Here is a 15,203-nt window from a genome sequence, read left to right as displayed (position 1 = left end):
GGGCATCAGCTGTAGCTCAGCGGCACGAAGCTGGGCCGTGGCTGGTCCATGGTGGCGGCCAGGCGGCCTTCGCAGGCGGCGGAGACCTCGGCCGGGCCGATGGCCAGCGCGCAGGCATGGCCGATGGGACAACTCATGTGGTGGCAGGGCCGGCACTCCATGGCCTGCCACAGCACCTGGTGCGAGCCGCGGCCCAGCGGGCGCCAGCGCGAGACCTCCGAGCCGCTGGCCACCACCACGCTGGGCGTGGCCAGCGCCGCGGCGATGTGCGAGATGCCCGTGTCGTTGCACAGCAGCAGCCGCGCCTTGGCCACCAGCGCACCCAGCGTCCACAGCGTGGTGCGGCCGGCGAGATTGACGCTGGGCTGCTTCATCAGCGACTGCGCTTCGGCCACCAGCGGCGCCTCGCCGCTGCTGCCGGTGAGCACCACCGTGTAGCCCTGGCGCGCGAGCCGGTCCGCCACCTCGGCAAAGCGCTGCACCGGCCAGCGCCGGCTGGGAAACCGCGCGCCGACGTGCACGCACACGTAAGGCGTGTCGCTGGCGGCCTCGGCCCACACGGCCTGCAGCTCGCTGAAGTCCTGCGGCTTGAGCGGAAACTCCAGCTCCTCGCCCTGGCGCGCCACGCCCAGATGGTCCAGCAGCCGCAACAGCCGCTGCACCTCGTGCCCCTCGGTGGGCCAGGCGGTGTAGAGCTCGGGCTGCGGACAGAAGGCGCCGGGCTCGTAGAAGCCCGCCGAGCGCCGCGCGCCGCAGGCGGCAATCAGCGGGTTGACGATGCGCCCGCTGCCGTGCATCTGCAGCAGCAGGTCGAACTGCTCGGCCTGCATCTGGCGCAGGAACTCGGGCACGTTGCCCTGGTCCACGCCGGCCTCGGGCAGGCCGGGGAAGCCGGGGAAGTCGATGAAGCGGTCCACCATCGGCAGCCGCTGCATCAGGTCGCGCGCCCAGGGCAGGCCGATGAAGGTGATCTCGGCCTGCGGATGCGCCGCGCGCAGCGCGCGCAGCGCCGGCACGGCGCACAGCACGTCGCCGAGCATCAGCGCCCGGAACACGCCGATGCGGCGCAGGGGCCCTTCGGCGGCGGGCACGGCCAGCCCGTGCAGGTGTTGATCCCGTCGGGAAGCGGGAATGGGAGTCGGCATGTCACCCTCGTCAAATGAAGAACACGCGGAAACGCCAGGCGCCGACGAAGCGCCAGTACACCGCGAGGTAGGGAATGGCAAAGGAAGTCACCAGCATCTCGGCCACGTGCGAGGGCGCCAGCGACGCGCCGCGCAGGCGCTTGAAGGCAAAGCTGAGAATGCCGCCCAGCGCCAGCAGCAGCGCCAGCAGCGCCGCGAGGCCCTGCCCCGCCAGCGCCAGGCCCAGCGCCGCCAGGGTGCTGAGCACGATCAGGATGTAGTGCCAGGGCGGCTGGCTGCGGATGCGGGACTTGAAGAGCTGCGGATGCTTCTTGAACAGCAGCGCGTCGAAGCTGACGTTCTCCTGCTGCCACAGCGAGATGCCCCAGCGCGCCTCGCGCACCGGGTGCACCACCACGGCCTCCGACGCCCGGCCCACCTCGCCGCAGTGCTCCAGCAGCATGAACTGCAGGTCGGAATCCTCGCGCCAGGCGCGTTTGAAGCGCTCGTCGAAGCCCCCCACCCGCTCCAGCGCGCTGCGGCGCACGAAGGCGTTGGCGGTGACGAACTCGGCCGTCTCCAGCCCCTGCGTCATGCGCGCGTGGTCGGTGGGCCGGCCCAGCACCGGCACCACCACGCGCCCGCTGGCCGCGGCGAGCTTGCGGCGCATGGCGCGGCGGCCTTCCTCCAGCCAGCGCCGGTCGGGCACGGTGTCGTCGTCGGTGAAGGCCACCAGCGGCGCCAGCGTGGCGCGCCAGCCGCGGTTGCGCGCCGCCGCCGGTCCGCGCGTGCCCTGGGGCTGCAGGTAGCGCAGCTGCGGTGCGCCGGGACGCGCCGCCAACTCCTCCACCACGGCGCGCGTGTCCTCGCTGCGCCCGTCATCGACCACCAGCACCTCGTACAGCGCCGCGTCCAGGCTCTGCTGCAGCAGCGCCTCCAGGCATCGGCGCAGCAGGTCCGGGCGCCGGTAAGTGGGAATGACAACGGCGATGTCAACGCTGCTGCTCATGGGTGAGGGGTCCTCCAAGGCAAGGACTCGAAAGCTCGGGAACGGCAGGGACTGCAGGGACGGCGCTCACCCCTTGCGCAAGATGAAACTGCCAATGACCAGCGCGTCCAGCGGCGTGCTGAAGAAGGCGTCGATCGCGTCCTTGGGCGTGCACACGATGGGCTCGCCGCGCACGTTGAAGGAGGTGTTGATCAGCACCGGCACGCCCGTGAGCGCCCCGAAAGCTTTCAAAAGCGCGTGATACCGGGGGCTGGCCTCGGCGGTGACGGTCTGCACGCGCGCCGTCAGGTCGGCGTGGCAGGCGGCGGGAATGCGCGCGGCCTGCTCGCGGATCACGTCGTAGATGAAGAGCATGAAGCGCGCTTGGCCGCCGTTGGCCTCGGCCGGCGTGAACCAGCCGGCCAGGTCTTCCTCCGGCACGGCCGGGGCGACGGGCCTGAAATCCTCGCGGTCCTTGAGCTCGTTGATGCGCGCCTGCATCTCGGCGTGCAGCGGCGAGGCCAGGATGGAGCGCGCCCCCAGCGCCCGCGGCCCGAACTCCATGCGGCCCTGGAACCAGCCGATCACCAGGTCCTGCGCCAGCAGCTGCGCCGCCTCTCCCGCCACGTCGTCCACGCGCCGGTAGCCGAGCTTGGCCCACTGGAGCAGCTGCTCGATCTCGTCGTCGCCGTAGCCCGGGCCCCAGTAGGCGTGGGCCATGGACCAGTCCGCGCGCTGCAGCACCGTGGGCACGGCGCTGGGCGCGGCGCGGCTTTCCAGCGCCACGTCGCGGACCGGCACCGGCGCGTCCGGAGCCAGCGCCACAGCGGCGGCGGCGGTGGATGCCGCGTCGGCGACCGCTCCCAGCACGGCCCCGGCCCCCGCGCGCTCGCGCGCATCCACCCACAGCGCCGCGCCCAGCGCGGTGCCGGCGTCGCCGGCGGCGGGCTGGACCCAGACCTGGTCGAACAGCTTCGAGTCGCGCAGCCGCGCGTTCATGACGCAGTTCAGCGCCACGCCGCCGGCCATGGCCAGCAGCGGCTCGCCGCTGGCCTCGCGCAGCCAGGCCGCGAGCTGCAGCGCCGAGCGCTCCAGCACCTGCTGCAACGAGGCCGCCAGGTCCAGGTGCGGCTGCTCCAGCGCGGCACCGCGCTCGCGCTGCGGCACCAGCGCGTTCAGGTCCAGGGCGTCGATCTCGTAGCGGCCGTCCGGAAACACGCGCACGTGGCGCTGCATGGCCTCGGCGAAGCGCGGCTGGCCCAGCGCGGCCAGGGCCATCACCTTGTACTCGTCGCTGCTGTGCAGGAAGCCGAGGTGGCTGGTGACGCGCTCGTAGAGCAGGCCCAGCGAGTGCGGCATGTCCACCTCGCCCAGCGGGCGGTAGAGGCGGCCGTCCCACAGGCCGTAGGCGGTGGTGGCGTCCTCGCCGCGGCCGTCCACCGTCATGACGGCGCAGCGCGCGAAGGGCGCGGCCAGGAAGGCGCTGGCCTGGTGGCAGAGGTGGTGGTCGATGAAGTGCCACTGCCAGGGCCCGTCGAAGCGGCAGCCCTTGAAGCGCTTCCTGAGGTGGTGCGGCGCGCCGTCGGCGAGCTGGCGCGGAGCGTTGCTGACGTAGGCGGCGAACAGCGGGTCCCAGGGGTTGTCCCAGCCGGGCGCGGACTGGGCCGAGGGCTGCAGCGGCAGCGTGATGCGGTCGCCCTGCAAGCGGCCCTTGATGAAGCGCTGCGGGTCGTAGCTGTAGGCCACGTGGTCCACCTGCGCCAGCGTCAGCCCGGCCTCGGCCAGGCAGTAGTCGATGGCGTGGTAGGGCAGCTCCCAGGCCGTGAAGGGCAAGGGGCGCTTGCCGTGCTTGATGCGGCTGAAGCGCTCCTCCTCCGCGGCGGCGATGAGCTGGCCGTCGCGCACCAGCGCGGCGGCGGAGTCGTGGAAGGCTGCGTTGATGCCGAGGGTGATCATCCGAGGACCGTGATAGGGTGGGGAATGCAGGGGCTGGCGGGGTGCAGCGGCACGCCCGGCAGCGGGCCCATGAGCTCCAGGGCGGCCTGCACGACGTCCTGCGGCGGCACGCGCTCCAGGCAGTCGTGGTGGCGCTCGGGGCACACGCTCTTGAGGCAATGCCGGCAGGGCACGGGATGGTTGAGCACGCGCGAGCGCGCCTGCCAGGGCGTGTGCTGCGGGTTGGTCAGGGCGTAGAGCACCACCACCGGCGCGTCCAGCGCCGCGGCGATGTGCGCGGGCGCGCTGTTGTTGCACAGCGTGACCTGGGCGCCGGCGATCAGCGAGGCCAGCTCGCCCAGCGCCAGCTGCCCGGCCAGCGACACCGCGCCCGCGCCGCCGTCGCGCATGGCGGCCAGGGCCTGGCGCACCAGCGGCTCCTCGTCGGCGCCGCCGCTGAACACGGCCTGGCAGCCGGTGGCGTCCACCAGCGCCTGCGCCACCTGGCCGAAGCGCTCGGCCGGCCAGCGGCGCGAGGCGGCCGTGGCGCCGGGATGCACCACGAAATAGGGCCGCGTGAGGTCGCCGCCGGCGCGCTCGAACTTGTGGCGCATGTCCAGCGCCTCCTCCACGCGGTAGCGGAACAGCAGCCGCTGCGCGTCGGCGTGCAGCCCGACGTGGTGCACCAGGTCGAGCTGGCGCTGCGCCTCGTGGCGCATGCCGTCGGCGGGCACCTCGGTGTCGTGGATCCAGTCGGTCAGCAGCTCGTAGGGGTTCTCGCGGCTGTAGGCCAGCCGCAGCGGGATGCCGGCCTGCAGGCACAGCAGCGCCGCGGGCAGCGCGCTCTGGGTGCAGACGGTGAAGATGACGGCGGCGTCGAAGCGCTGCGCCGCCAGCCGCCGCACCAGCCCGGCCTCGGCCTGCCCCAGCGGCAGCGCCTGCTCCAGCGCGCCGGCCGGGCGCTTGACCCAGGGCGCGTCGAAGGCCAGCACCTCATCCACCACCGGCACGTGCGAGGCCAGCGCCGCGCCCGCGCACGAGGCCAGCAGCGTGATCCGCGCCTGCGGCAGCGAGGCACGCAGCGCCACCAGCGCCGGCGTGGTCATGAGCAGGTCGCCCAGGTTGTCCAGCCGGATGGCCAGCACCCGCTTCACGGATTGCCAGCGGCGCTGGCGTTCGCAGGCGGCGGCGGTCATGTGCAGGCCCCCACGGTGGATTCCCGGGCGGACGCGGCGGCACCCGATCCGGCAAGCGAAACGTTCATGACATGGCTCTCCAGGATGAACCGGGCGGCGTCGAGCAGGTCCTTGGCGCGGTATCGAGGCTGGCGCGGGGGCGTGAACTGCCACAGCGTCTCGTGGCCCACGTCCAGCAGCACGCCGCGGCAGCCGGCGCGGTGGCCGGCCTCCACGTCGTTGAGGATGTCGCCCACCATCCACGACCGCGCCAAGTCCAGCCCCAGCGCCGCGGAAGCCCGCAGCAGCAGCCCCGGCGCGGGCTTGCGGCAATCGCAGCCGGCCTCGGCCGCGTGCGGGCAGAAAAAGAAACCATCCAGCGCCACCCCGCCCTCGCGCCGCAGCTTGTCCTGCAGCGCCAGGCGCAGGGCTTCGAGATCGGCGGCGCTGAAGCGGCCCAGTGCCAGCCCCGGCTGGTTGGTGACCACGACCAGCGCGTAGCCCGCGTCGCGCAGCAGGCGCAGCGCCGGCAGCGCGCGCGGCGTGAAGCGCAGCCGCGCCGGATCGACGCTGTAGGGCACGTCCTCGATGAGCGTGCCGTCCTTGTCCAGGAACACCGCCGGCCGGCCTGCCGTCATGCCATGGCCCCCGGCTGCGACAGGTCGAGATCGGCGGCCTGCACGGCGGCGGCCTGGCGCGGGCGGCGCACGCCCTGGTAGACCTCGGCCAGCTCGCCGGCCACGCGGTCCCAGGTGAACAGCGCCCGCACGCGGCGGATGCCCGCGCGCCCCAGCGCCCGCGCCAGTGCCGGCTGCGCGTGCAACTGCTCGATGCGCGCCGCCAGCGCCACCGGGTCGCGCGGCGGCACGTGGAAGCCCGTCACGCCGTCGGCCACCGAGAACTTGATGCCGCCCACGGCCGCGCCGATCACCGGCACGCCGCAGGCCATGGCCTCCAGCGGCGTGATGCCGAAGGGCTCGTACCAGGGCGTGGTGACGAACACGTCGGCCGCGCAGTAGCACGCGGGCAGCTGTTCGCGCCGGCGCTGGCCGGTGAAGATGACCCGGTCCGCCACCCCGCCCTCGCGCGCCAGCGCGCGCAGCCGGCCGATCTCGGGCGTCAGCGCCTCGTCGGGCTCGGCCGCGTCGCCGCCCACGATCAGCAGCTTCAGCTTCGGGATGTGACGCAGCTGCGCCACGGCCTGCACCACGTTGTCCACACCCTTGCGCGGCACCAGGCGGCCCAGTTGCAGCACCACGAAGTCGTCCGGCGCCAGGCCCAGGCGGCGCCGCGCCAGCGCCCGGTCCACGGGCGCGAACTTCTGCATGTCCACGCCGCAGGGCACGGTGACGATGCGGCGGTCGTCGGCGCCGTAGAGGCGCAGCAGGTCCTGCCGGTCTTGCGGGCACTCGGCCACCACGCGGTCGGCGCCGCGCACGATGCGTTCCTCGATGGCGATGCGCTCCGGCGGGAAGCCGTCGCAGGAGCCCTGGTGCTCGCGCCGCACGTGGCCCAGGGCATGGAAGGTCATCACCAGCGGCAGGCGGAAGCTGGCCTTGAGCCGCAGTCCCACCAGGCCGGACATGAAGAAGTTGGCGTGCACCACGTCGTAGGGGACGCTGTGTGCCAGCAGCTGGCGCGCCGCGCGCGTGAAGGCGGGCATGTGCGGCAGCAACTGCTCCTTGGGCACGAAGCGCGGCGGCCCGGCCGGGATGTGCAGCACGCGCACGCCGGGACGCAGGTCCACCGCGGCGGGCAGCGCCGGATCGTCCCGGCGCGTGAGCACGTCCACGTGGTGGCCCAGCTTGGCCAGGCTGCGCGCCACGTGCGCGACGTAGGTGTTCTGACCGCCCGCGTCCACTCCGCCTTGCACGGCCAAGGGCGAGGCGTGTTCGCTGATCAAGGCGATGCGCAAAGGCGGAAAACTCATGAGGCCAATCCCATTGCAGCGGTGTCGTTTTCAGAGGCAAACGCCGTGCCCCTATTCCCGGGTCGCGGGGGTCACGCGGTGTGAGGGTGGAGAGGCCTTGACAAGCGATTCAAGCCGGCCTTTTTTTGGCATTTCGTTTGCTCAGAGCCTGCCCATGCCGTGGCCGGCCACGTGGCCCAAAGCGTTGCGGCATCAACCGATTGCGCCGGCGCGCCGCTAGACTGGCCGCGCCAGTCCCGATGTCCTACCGGCCGCGGTCCCCTGCTGTCGTGGCCGGTGCACCCCGCGAGCCCCGATGCCCTGCACTCCCCTGGTCCTGACGCCGCACGGGCACCGTGCTTGCCCGGTACGTTGCCTGTGATGAAGCTGATTCGCGGCTCCGGCAGAGCGTGGTGGCTGGTTTGGCCCCGGGCCTCGCTACGGACCTACCTGGTGGCCATGATCCTGTTGGGCACGCTGCCGAGCGTGCTGTTGATGTCGTGGCAGGTGTTCTCCGACATCAGGGCCGAGCAGCGCCAGCTCGACGAGCGGCTGCAGCACAGCGCCGAGAACCTGGCGCATGCGGTGGAGCGCGAGCTCACCGCCAGCGTGGAGGCGCTGTCCATCCTGGCCCAGGACGACGGGCTGCAGCATGACGACGTGGCCGGCTTCGCCGCCTCCTTCGCCGGCCAGCCCGTGCCGCGCGCCTCCTGGCGCGGCGTGTTCCTGCTGGGTCCGGACGGGCAGCCGCTGTTCGACACCGCGCAGCCCGGCGCGCCGCCCGATGCCGAGTTGCAGCGGCTGGCGCGGGCGCTGCAGTCCCAGGGCAAGCCGGTGGTGTCGGACCTGTTGGGCGGGCGCTTCGAGGGCCGCTTCAGCACCGCCGTGCTGGTGCCGGTACGCCTGGGCGGGCAACTGCGCTATGCGCTGGGCGCCTGGATCGACGCTGGCGTGTGGCAGCGGCTGCTGGAGAGCTCGGGCAAGCCCGAGGAGGGATTTCTGAGCCTGTTCGACCGGCAGCGGCGGCTGATCGCACGGGCCTCCGGAAGCGGCCCCGCGGGCGTGGGCCAACCGTTGCCGCGGCAGGCGCAGCGCAGCGTGGCCTCCCAGCCCGCGGGCGTGATGCGTGCCGACCGCCTGGGCGGCGGCACGACCTACGTGGCTTGGCAGAACGCCAGCTACGGCTGGGGCGTGGGCGTGGGCGTGGAGGCCGAGCCGCTGGAGGCGCGCGCGCGCCGCGCCGTGCTGGCCACGCTGGGCACCGCCCTGGCCTGCCTGACGCTGGGCGTGGCGCTGGCGTTGTGGGTGGCGCGGCGCGTCACGCAGCCGCTGCGCCAGCTCGCCACGGCCGGGCCGCGCCAGCCGCTGGGACCCATCGCGGTCAACGAGATCACCGGACTGCGCGACGCGCTGGTGGCGGCCGAGGCGCAGGAGTCCGTGGCGCGCACGCGGCTGCAGAGCAAGGCCGACGAGTTCGAGACCCTGTTCCACAGCATCCCGGTGGGGCTGGCGGTGGCGCACGACCCGCAGTGCCGCTCGGTGCTGCACAACGCCGCCATGGATGAACTGTTCGGCGCGGCCAGCGACGCCAGCGGCGTGCGCATGCTGCACCGCGGCCACCTGCTGGAGCCGGCCGAGCAGCCGCTGCAGCGCGCCGCCGGCAGCGGGCAGGCCGTGCGCGGGCTGGAGCTGGAGCTGCAGTTCCCCGACCGCCCGCCGCGCCACGTCATCGCCCATGCCGCGCCGCTGCTGGACGCGGCCGGGCGCCCGCGCGGGGCCATCGGCGCGCTGGTGGACATCAGCGAGCGCAAGCTTGCCGAGGCGCGGCTCACCCATGCCGACCGCCGCCTGCGCGAAAGCCAGCACCTGGTGGACCTGGCGCAGGAGTCGGGACACGTGGGCTTCTTCCACTACCACGTGGGCACCGACACCGCCTCCTGGACCTCCGGCCACGCCAAGCTCTTCGGGCTGCGCAGCAAGCGCGTGGAGGGGCCGCTGGCGGAGTGGATCGAGCGCATCCACCCCGAGGACCGCCCCGGCGTGCGCCAGGCGCTGGCGCGGCTGCTGCGCCAGCGCGCCGAGCGGCTGACGCTGGAGTTCCGCGTCGCGCCCCGGGACGGACAGACGCGCTGGCTCTCCAGCCGCCTGCTGATGAGCTACGCCGAGGACGGCCGTCCGCTGCAGGCCATCGGCATCACGGTGGACGTGACCGAGCAGAAGGCCGCCGAGCAGGAGCGCGCGGCGCTGGTGGAGCGCGAGCAGGCGGCGCGGCGCGAGGCCGAGGCCGCCAGCCGCGCCAAGGACGAATTCCTGGCCATGCTCGGCCACGAGTTGCGCAACCCGCTGAGCGCCATCTCCTCGGCCGTGGAGGTACTCAACCGCGGCGGCACCAACGAGGCGCTCGCCACCAACGCGCGCAACATCATCGGCCGCCAGACCCGGCACCTGGCGCGGCTGATGGAGGACCTGCTGGACGTGGCGCGCGTGATCTCCGGCAAGGTGGTGCTCTCGCGCCAGCCGCTGGAGCTGTCGGCGCTGGTGCAGCGGCTGCTCTCCACGCTGCAGCTCACCGGGCAGACACAGCAGCACGAACTGGTGTCCGACCTGCAGGAGGTGTGGGTGGACGCCGATGCCACGCGGCTGGAGCAGGTAGTGAACAACCTGCTGGCCAATGCCCTGAAGTACACGCCCGAAGGGCGGCGCATCGAGGTGCGGCTGGTGCGCGAGGACACGCAGGCGCTGCTGGAGGTGCGCGACCATGGGCTGGGCATCCCGCCCGCGCTGCTGCCGCGCATCTTCGACCTGTTCGTGCAGGGCGAGCGCACGCTGGACCGGCGCGCCGGGGGGCTGGGCATCGGGCTGACGCTGGTGCGGCGCCTGGTGGAGTTGCACGGCGGCACGGTGGGCGTGCAGAGCTCCAGCGAGGGCAGCACCTTCAGCGTGCGCCTGCCGGCCATCGAGACGCCGGCGCTGCAGCCGCTGCGCGGCGGCGGCAGCGAGCAGCGGCTGGCCGCGCGCCAGCGCCACGTGCTGCTGGTGGAGGACAACGCCGACGCCATGAGCGCGCTGCGCACGCTGCTGGAGCTCGATGGGCACACCGTGAGCACGGCCGAGGACGGCGTGACGGGGCTGGAGGAGCTGCTGCGGCTGCGCCCGGAGGTGGCGGTGATCGACATCGGGCTGCCGGGGCTCACCGGCTACGAAGTCGCCAAGCGCAGCCGTCGCGCGGGCCACGCCGGCAAGCTCATCGCGCTCTCGGGCTACGGCCAGGGCCGCGACGTGCAGCAGGCGCTGCGCGCGGGCTTCGACGCGCACCTGGTCAAGCCGGTGGACCCGGAGGCGCTGAGGAAGCTGCTGGCGGAGCCGTAAGGGACAGCCCGGCACTGGGCGGGGAAGCGGCGGCCTGCCGGTGGACCTCGCGTGACAAAGCCGGCCGAAGAAGGAACGCCGTCATCCCGGCGAAAGCCGGGATGACGGCGTAGTGACTGACAGCCTGCGCTTTGCGTCGATCAATACCGGCGCAGGCCCAGCGAATGCAGCGTCCCAGGCCTCAGCGCCCGTCCGCCTCCTCGTCATCCTCCCCCGCGTCCCCCAGGTCCGGCACGTCGCCGCTGTCATCGGACTCCAGCCCTTCTTCTCCTTCCTCGACGTTGGCGTCGGCTTCCTCCTCCTCGTCGAGGTCGTCGTCGTCCTCCAGCGTGGCGGCGTTGACCATGTCGGCGGCGGCGTCCTCGCGGGCGCGCGCTTCCTCGGGCGAGAGGCCGGCGCTGGCGTCGCCGTTGAAGTCACCGTCCACCAGCGGGTCGATGTCGCCCACGGTCTGGATGGAGTCCGGCGCGATGTCGGCGGCTTCCCGGCCGGCATCGCTGCCGGCGCTGCGGCGCTCGCCGGAGCCCTGGGAGTCGCTGTCGGCCGTCAGGCTCTCGGGCGAGGTCATGGGCCGCAGGCTGTCGGGCTCGGCGACGGAGTCCAGCGCGCCGCCCGGATTGAGGTCGTCCTCCAGCCCGGCGATGTCGCTGCCGCTGTCCGTGGTGTCGCTGGGCCCCAGCGCCTTCGTGTCGCGGCCCTCAACGGGCGTGGGGGTCTGGTCGGTACCGAGGATGGAACTGGTGGCCATGGTGCTGTGCTCCTTGAACTTGCCTGAAGTCGGCAAGCGCCATGCCGCGCGGCGCTGGGCACAGGCGTTGCCGACGCCGAGGCATGCAGCCCTGCGGGGCTGCCCCACTCCCACGGAGACCACCATGACCCGCGAACAGGACCCGGACAAGGGCAAGGAAGAGCAGATGGGCAACAACCCCTCCGACGCCGGCACGAACCGCCAGCAGCAACAGGGCTCGCCGCAGTCCGGGCAGTCCTCACAGCAGCCGCAGCAGCAGAACCTGCAGGAGGCGGTGCGCCAGGCGCAGCAGCGGAAATCGGCGCAGCAGGAAGGCGGCGGCGCCGCGCAGCAGCATCAGCAGGCTGCCGGCGGCACGCTGCAGCCCGGCAGCAAGGGACCGCAGAACCCGGCGGTCAGCGGCTCGCACCAGACGCTGCAGCCCCACTCCAGCGGCCATGACCAGATGGGCCAGAGCGCCGGGCGCACCAACAGCAACGACGACTCGGCCAACGCGCCGCATCGGGGCGGGTGATCGTTGAGCGGCTGCGCCGCCGCCAGGCTGGCGCAGCCGCAAAAATAGCGCGCCCCGGCCTGCCGCAGGGCAGGCCGGGGCGCCAGCCCTCTCACCGTCTCAGGAAGCGTGCAGGCCCTGGGGCGTGCGCATCAGCTTCGTGGTGTCGAAGCCCTGGGCACGTGCGTGCAGCAGCAGGCGCTGCAGCTGCGAGTCGTCCATCAACGGCGTGCGCGACAGCAGCCACAGATGCTTGCGGTCGGGCGTGCCGACCACGGCGGCGCCGTAGTCCGGGTCCACGTGCAGCACCCAGTACGGCGCCCAGGAGCCGGGCAGCCAGCGCAGCGCCCGGGGCGCGAAGCTCACTTCGAGCTTGGCACCGTCGCCACCGGTGGCGCGGGCGATGCCACGCACTTCCTCCTGCACGCCGTCGCGCGTGTAGCAGCTGTTGACCACCCGCACCCGGCCGCCGCGCAACAGCGTGTAGGTGGCGGTCACGTCGCTGTCGCACTGGTCTTCGGTGCGCAATGGCAGCCGCGCGATCTCGTACCAGCGCCCGGCGTAGCGGCGCAGGTCCAGCAGCGGGGCGGTGGTCACCGGCGCCTGGCGCGCGACCTTGAAGTGCGCCACGGCCAGCGGCACGGCGGTGGCCATGAGCCCGGCCACGAGCTTGGGATTGAACCGGTTGCGCACCGCCAGCGGTAGCAGCGGCCAGATGAAGGCGCTGAGCTGTGCCCAGGGCAGGTGCGCCAGCCAGTTGGTGCCGGTGCTCACGGCGCCGCCGGTGTCGGCCACGCCGCGGCGCTGGCGGAAGAGCCGGCGCAGCACCACGCCGCCGGCCATGCTGGCCGCGCCCGCGCCCAGCGCGGGCAGCTTCTGGTGAATCTGCTCGCTGATGCGGCTTGCTTGCAGACGCAACCGCTGCTCGCGAGCGAGGATGGCTATCTCGGCCGCCATGATCTGCTGGTCCAGGCTGGCCGGCACGATGCCGGCCGGGGCCTCAGGGCGTGCCGGCGGCTGAAGCTGCGCGCTCATCGGAGGTTCCTGTCGAATCGGTGGGGGTCCCGGCGCCGCCACGGCGCGAGGACGAGGTGGGCGTGGACAGCGTCAGCCGCCGCAGCGTCGCCGGCAGGGCCAGGAACCGCGCCAGCGCCAGCGCGCGCTTGACGGCCAGCCAGGCCGCGCCCAGGTTGATCAGCAGGATCAGCAGCAGCGTCCAGCCCCAGGCCACGCCGGCCTGGACCAGCGCCACGCCAATGCCCGTCCACAGCGCCAGCCACGCGGTGCACAGCAGCACCCCCGCGGCCACCACCAGTCCGACCATCTGCGCCAGCGCCAGCCCCGAACGCTTGAGCTCCAGCGCCAGCAGATGCACGCGGTCGCTCACCAGGCCCGGGAGATCGCGCAGCAGCAGCTTGACGTTGTCCCACAAGGAATCGGAGGTCAGGCCGTCAGGGCCCGCCTGGGCCGGATCGGCCTGGGCGGTAGCCTGGGGAGCGGCCTGCGCGGAAGGCTGGGGCTGCAGGCCGTCCATCAGCGAGAGGACAGCATGCGGCTGAGCAGGACGCCCGCAGCCGCAGCCACGGCCAGGGAGGCAATCGGGTGCTCACGCACCGTCTCGCGCAGGCTCGACACCCACTCCTCTTGCATGGCGCTGAGCTCGTCGCGGCTCATGGGCAGCTTCTCCGTGGCGCTGCCCATGGTGCTGCGCAGCTTGTCCAGGGCCGGGCCGGCCTTCTCGGCGAAGCGGTCCACCGCCTCGTGCGCGCTTTGCACCATGCGGTCCATCGAGGCGCCGCCCTGGGCGTTGCCGCCGGTCATCGCGCTGTTGCCGCTGCCCGAGAGGCCGCCGCCGGTGGCCGACATGCCGGAGGAAGAGGAGCCCATGCCGGAAGAGGAGGACATGCCCGAAGAGGACATCCCGGAGGAGGCGGAGGACAGGCTGCTGGAGCTGTCGCCCGTACCGCTCATGCCGCTGCTGCCCAGCGTGGAACCGGTGCCCAGCGTGGAGCCGGTACCGGTCGTGCCGGAGCTGCCGGAAGTCGGGAAGGGGCTGGAAGTGGAGGCCATGGTTACTCTCCTGTGCTTTAGGACGCGTGGAGTGTCGGCACTGGCCGACGGAAGGACGTGGCACGTCCCGATGCAGCATATAACGGCGGCATCGGGACGGCCGCGGGAAGCTCGGTAAGGTTGCCGTGGACTGCCTTATCGCACGCTGCCCCTGCGCACGAGGTTGACGATGGCCAACAAGACCACGGCGCCCACCAGTGACACCAACAACGAGCCGATGCTGAACGAGTTCTGATTGATGGACGGGATGCCCACCAGCGGCGAGATGAACCAGCCCGCCAACGCGGCGCCGACAATACCGACGATCACGTTGAGGAACATGCCCTGTTGGGCATCAGTGCGCATCATCAGACTGGCTACCCAGCCAATCAGACCGCCAACGAACAGCCAGACAATCAGGTTGATCATGGTGCATTACTCCTACGTTTCAGAGGTTGCAGAACGGCGCCTTGATGCGCGAGTCCCGTGTCAACGCTGAGGCAAACGGTGTGCCGCCGCAGTGCTGCCCGCATCGGCTTCACACGCTTGCCCGCCCCCGTTTTCCCCACCTTTTTCTTGTTGTTCGCGCATCGCTCTGCCCTGCGGCCGGCGGTCCAGCTCAGTGCTGTCGCGGATGTCGGCCTTGAACACGCGCTCGATGTAGGCCAGCGCCTCGCGCTTGCGCTCGGGTGTCTCCGCGGCGGTACAGTCCGCTGGCGCCCACACCGAGTAGCCGCGCAGGTAGGCATCCATGGCCGTGAGCTGCACGCACATGTCGGCTGACAATCCGACCACGATGAGCTCATGGGCATGCATCTGGGTCAGCAGCAGCTCCAGCGGCGTGGCATAGAACCCGGAATGGCGCGGCTTGAGAATGCTCAAGTCGCATTCGGCCGGTGCCAGCAACCGGGCGATCTCACCGGCCTCACCCGGCAACCCCTTGCAGTAGTTCAACACGTCGCTGAACTGCGACCGCCAGGTGCCATAGTTGTCGTTGGCGTACACGGCCGGTACGCCTCGTTGTGAAAGCACCTGTTTCAAACGGGCTGTACAGCGCGCCGCCCGCAGGGCCGCGGGCGCGATACTGTCAGCACCCGTGAACTGAAGCGGATTGATGAAGTCCACCAGCAACAGGACGCTGTGGCTCCGGGGCAATGTGTTGTCTCCGGCGCCGATGGTCAGCGCCGGACGTCGAGGGGGGTTCACGTCCATGCGCCCTTGCGGCAACTTCAGTTCCCGGGGCCGTGCCGTACACGACCCCGTCAGTAGAGGAGAAATCACTTGAGTCATGCCTTGATCGTCGACGACGACACGGACTCGGCCCAGATGATGGCGGCCCTCATCGCGGCCGAGCATTTCACCGTGGCCACGGCGCACAACCTGCGCGATGCGCGGCGCCAGATGGCGCTGCAG

General features: G+C 72.1%; 14 protein-coding genes. 2 read left to right on the top strand and 12 right to left on the bottom strand.

Annotated features, from left to right (window positions below; genetic code table 11):
- Positions 1 to 5 precede the first annotated feature (5 nt).
- From Q0741_RS08795 to Q0741_RS08770, 6 genes are all read right to left on the bottom strand, one after another.
- The gene (locus Q0741_RS08795; RefSeq protein WP_298232823.1) at positions 6 to 1,145 is read right to left on the bottom strand and encodes a glycosyltransferase family 9 protein; all 1,140 of its coding nucleotides are present in this window, start codon (positions 1,143 to 1,145) and stop codon (positions 6 to 8) included.
- 10 nt (positions 1,146 to 1,155) lie between these two features.
- Positions 1,156 to 2,133, bottom strand: coding sequence for a glycosyltransferase family 2 protein (locus Q0741_RS08790; RefSeq protein WP_298232822.1), 978 nt, complete (start codon positions 2,131 to 2,133; stop codon positions 1,156 to 1,158).
- 66 nt (positions 2,134 to 2,199) lie between these two features.
- Positions 2,200 to 4,068: a carbamoyltransferase C-terminal domain-containing protein gene (locus Q0741_RS08785; RefSeq protein ID WP_298232821.1), complete on the bottom strand. Its 1,869-nt coding sequence runs from the start codon at positions 4,066 to 4,068 to the stop codon at positions 2,200 to 2,202.
- On the bottom strand, positions 4,065 to 5,243 hold the full coding sequence (locus Q0741_RS08780; RefSeq protein WP_298232820.1) for a glycosyltransferase family 9 protein: 1,179 nt from the start codon (positions 5,241 to 5,243) through the stop codon (positions 4,065 to 4,067). The genes Q0741_RS08785 and Q0741_RS08780 overlap by 4 nt, the downstream gene beginning before the upstream one ends.
- On the bottom strand, positions 5,240 to 5,860 hold the full coding sequence (locus Q0741_RS08775) for an HAD family hydrolase (RefSeq protein WP_298232819.1): 621 nt from the start codon (positions 5,858 to 5,860) through the stop codon (positions 5,240 to 5,242). Before Q0741_RS08775 ends, Q0741_RS08780 begins: the two co-directional genes overlap by 4 nt.
- Entirely contained in the window at positions 5,857 to 7,137 is a 1,281-nt protein-coding gene (locus Q0741_RS08770) for a glycosyltransferase family 1 protein (RefSeq protein WP_298232840.1), read from the bottom strand. Before Q0741_RS08770 ends, Q0741_RS08775 begins: the two co-directional genes overlap by 4 nt.
- A 453-nt stretch (positions 7,138 to 7,590) precedes the next feature.
- Between Q0741_RS08770 and Q0741_RS08765 the strand changes: the two genes are divergently transcribed.
- Positions 7,591 to 10,500, top strand: coding sequence for an ATP-binding protein (locus Q0741_RS08765; protein WP_298232839.1), 2,910 nt, complete (start codon positions 7,591 to 7,593; stop codon positions 10,498 to 10,500).
- 181 nt (positions 10,501 to 10,681) lie between these two features.
- Here the strand turns inward: Q0741_RS08765 and Q0741_RS08760 are convergent, their stop codons facing one another.
- Positions 10,682 to 11,248 (bottom strand): hypothetical protein, encoded by a 567-nt coding sequence (locus Q0741_RS08760; protein ID WP_298232818.1) that lies wholly within the window; start codon positions 11,246 to 11,248, stop codon positions 10,682 to 10,684.
- 124 nt (positions 11,249 to 11,372) lie between these two features.
- On the opposite strand from Q0741_RS08760, the gene Q0741_RS08755 reads away from it, so the two are divergent.
- Complete coding sequence (locus Q0741_RS08755; RefSeq protein ID WP_298232817.1) at positions 11,373 to 11,762, top strand: hypothetical protein; 390 nt, start codon at positions 11,373 to 11,375, stop codon at positions 11,760 to 11,762.
- A 99-nt stretch (positions 11,763 to 11,861) separates the two neighbouring features.
- On the opposite strand, the gene Q0741_RS08750 is transcribed toward Q0741_RS08755, so the two are convergent.
- The 5 genes from Q0741_RS08750 to Q0741_RS08730 all read right to left on the bottom strand — a co-directional run bounded on the left by Q0741_RS08750 (position 11,862) and on the right by Q0741_RS08730 (position 15,002).
- On the bottom strand, positions 11,862 to 12,776 hold the full coding sequence (locus tag Q0741_RS08750; RefSeq protein ID WP_298232816.1) for a lipocalin family protein: 915 nt from the start codon (positions 12,774 to 12,776) through the stop codon (positions 11,862 to 11,864).
- Positions 12,742 to 13,275 carry a phage holin family protein gene (locus Q0741_RS08745; RefSeq protein ID WP_298232815.1) on the bottom strand — a complete coding sequence of 178 codons (534 nt, stop codon included), beginning with the start codon at positions 13,273 to 13,275 and terminating at the stop codon, positions 12,742 to 12,744. The genes Q0741_RS08750 and Q0741_RS08745 overlap by 35 nt, the downstream gene beginning before the upstream one ends.
- Complete coding sequence (locus tag Q0741_RS08740) at positions 13,275 to 13,811, bottom strand: hypothetical protein (protein WP_298232814.1); 537 nt, start codon at positions 13,809 to 13,811, stop codon at positions 13,275 to 13,277. Before Q0741_RS08740 ends, Q0741_RS08745 begins: the two co-directional genes overlap by 1 nt.
- A gap of 135 nt (positions 13,812 to 13,946) precedes the next feature.
- Positions 13,947 to 14,216, bottom strand: coding sequence for a GlsB/YeaQ/YmgE family stress response membrane protein (locus tag Q0741_RS08735; protein ID WP_298232838.1), 270 nt, complete (start codon positions 14,214 to 14,216; stop codon positions 13,947 to 13,949).
- A 63-nt stretch (positions 14,217 to 14,279) separates the two neighbouring features.
- A complete protein-coding gene (locus Q0741_RS08730; RefSeq protein WP_367184087.1) occupies positions 14,280 to 15,002 on the bottom strand; it encodes a cysteine hydrolase family protein in 723 nt (240 codons plus the stop codon).
- Positions 15,003 to 15,203: the final 201 nt, after the last annotated feature.

The organism is uncultured Azohydromonas sp., from assembly GCF_937926365.1.
Lineage (GTDB): Bacteria > Pseudomonadota > Gammaproteobacteria > Burkholderiales > Burkholderiaceae_C > Azohydromonas.
This window is presented reverse-complemented; position numbering and strand designations above follow the sequence as displayed.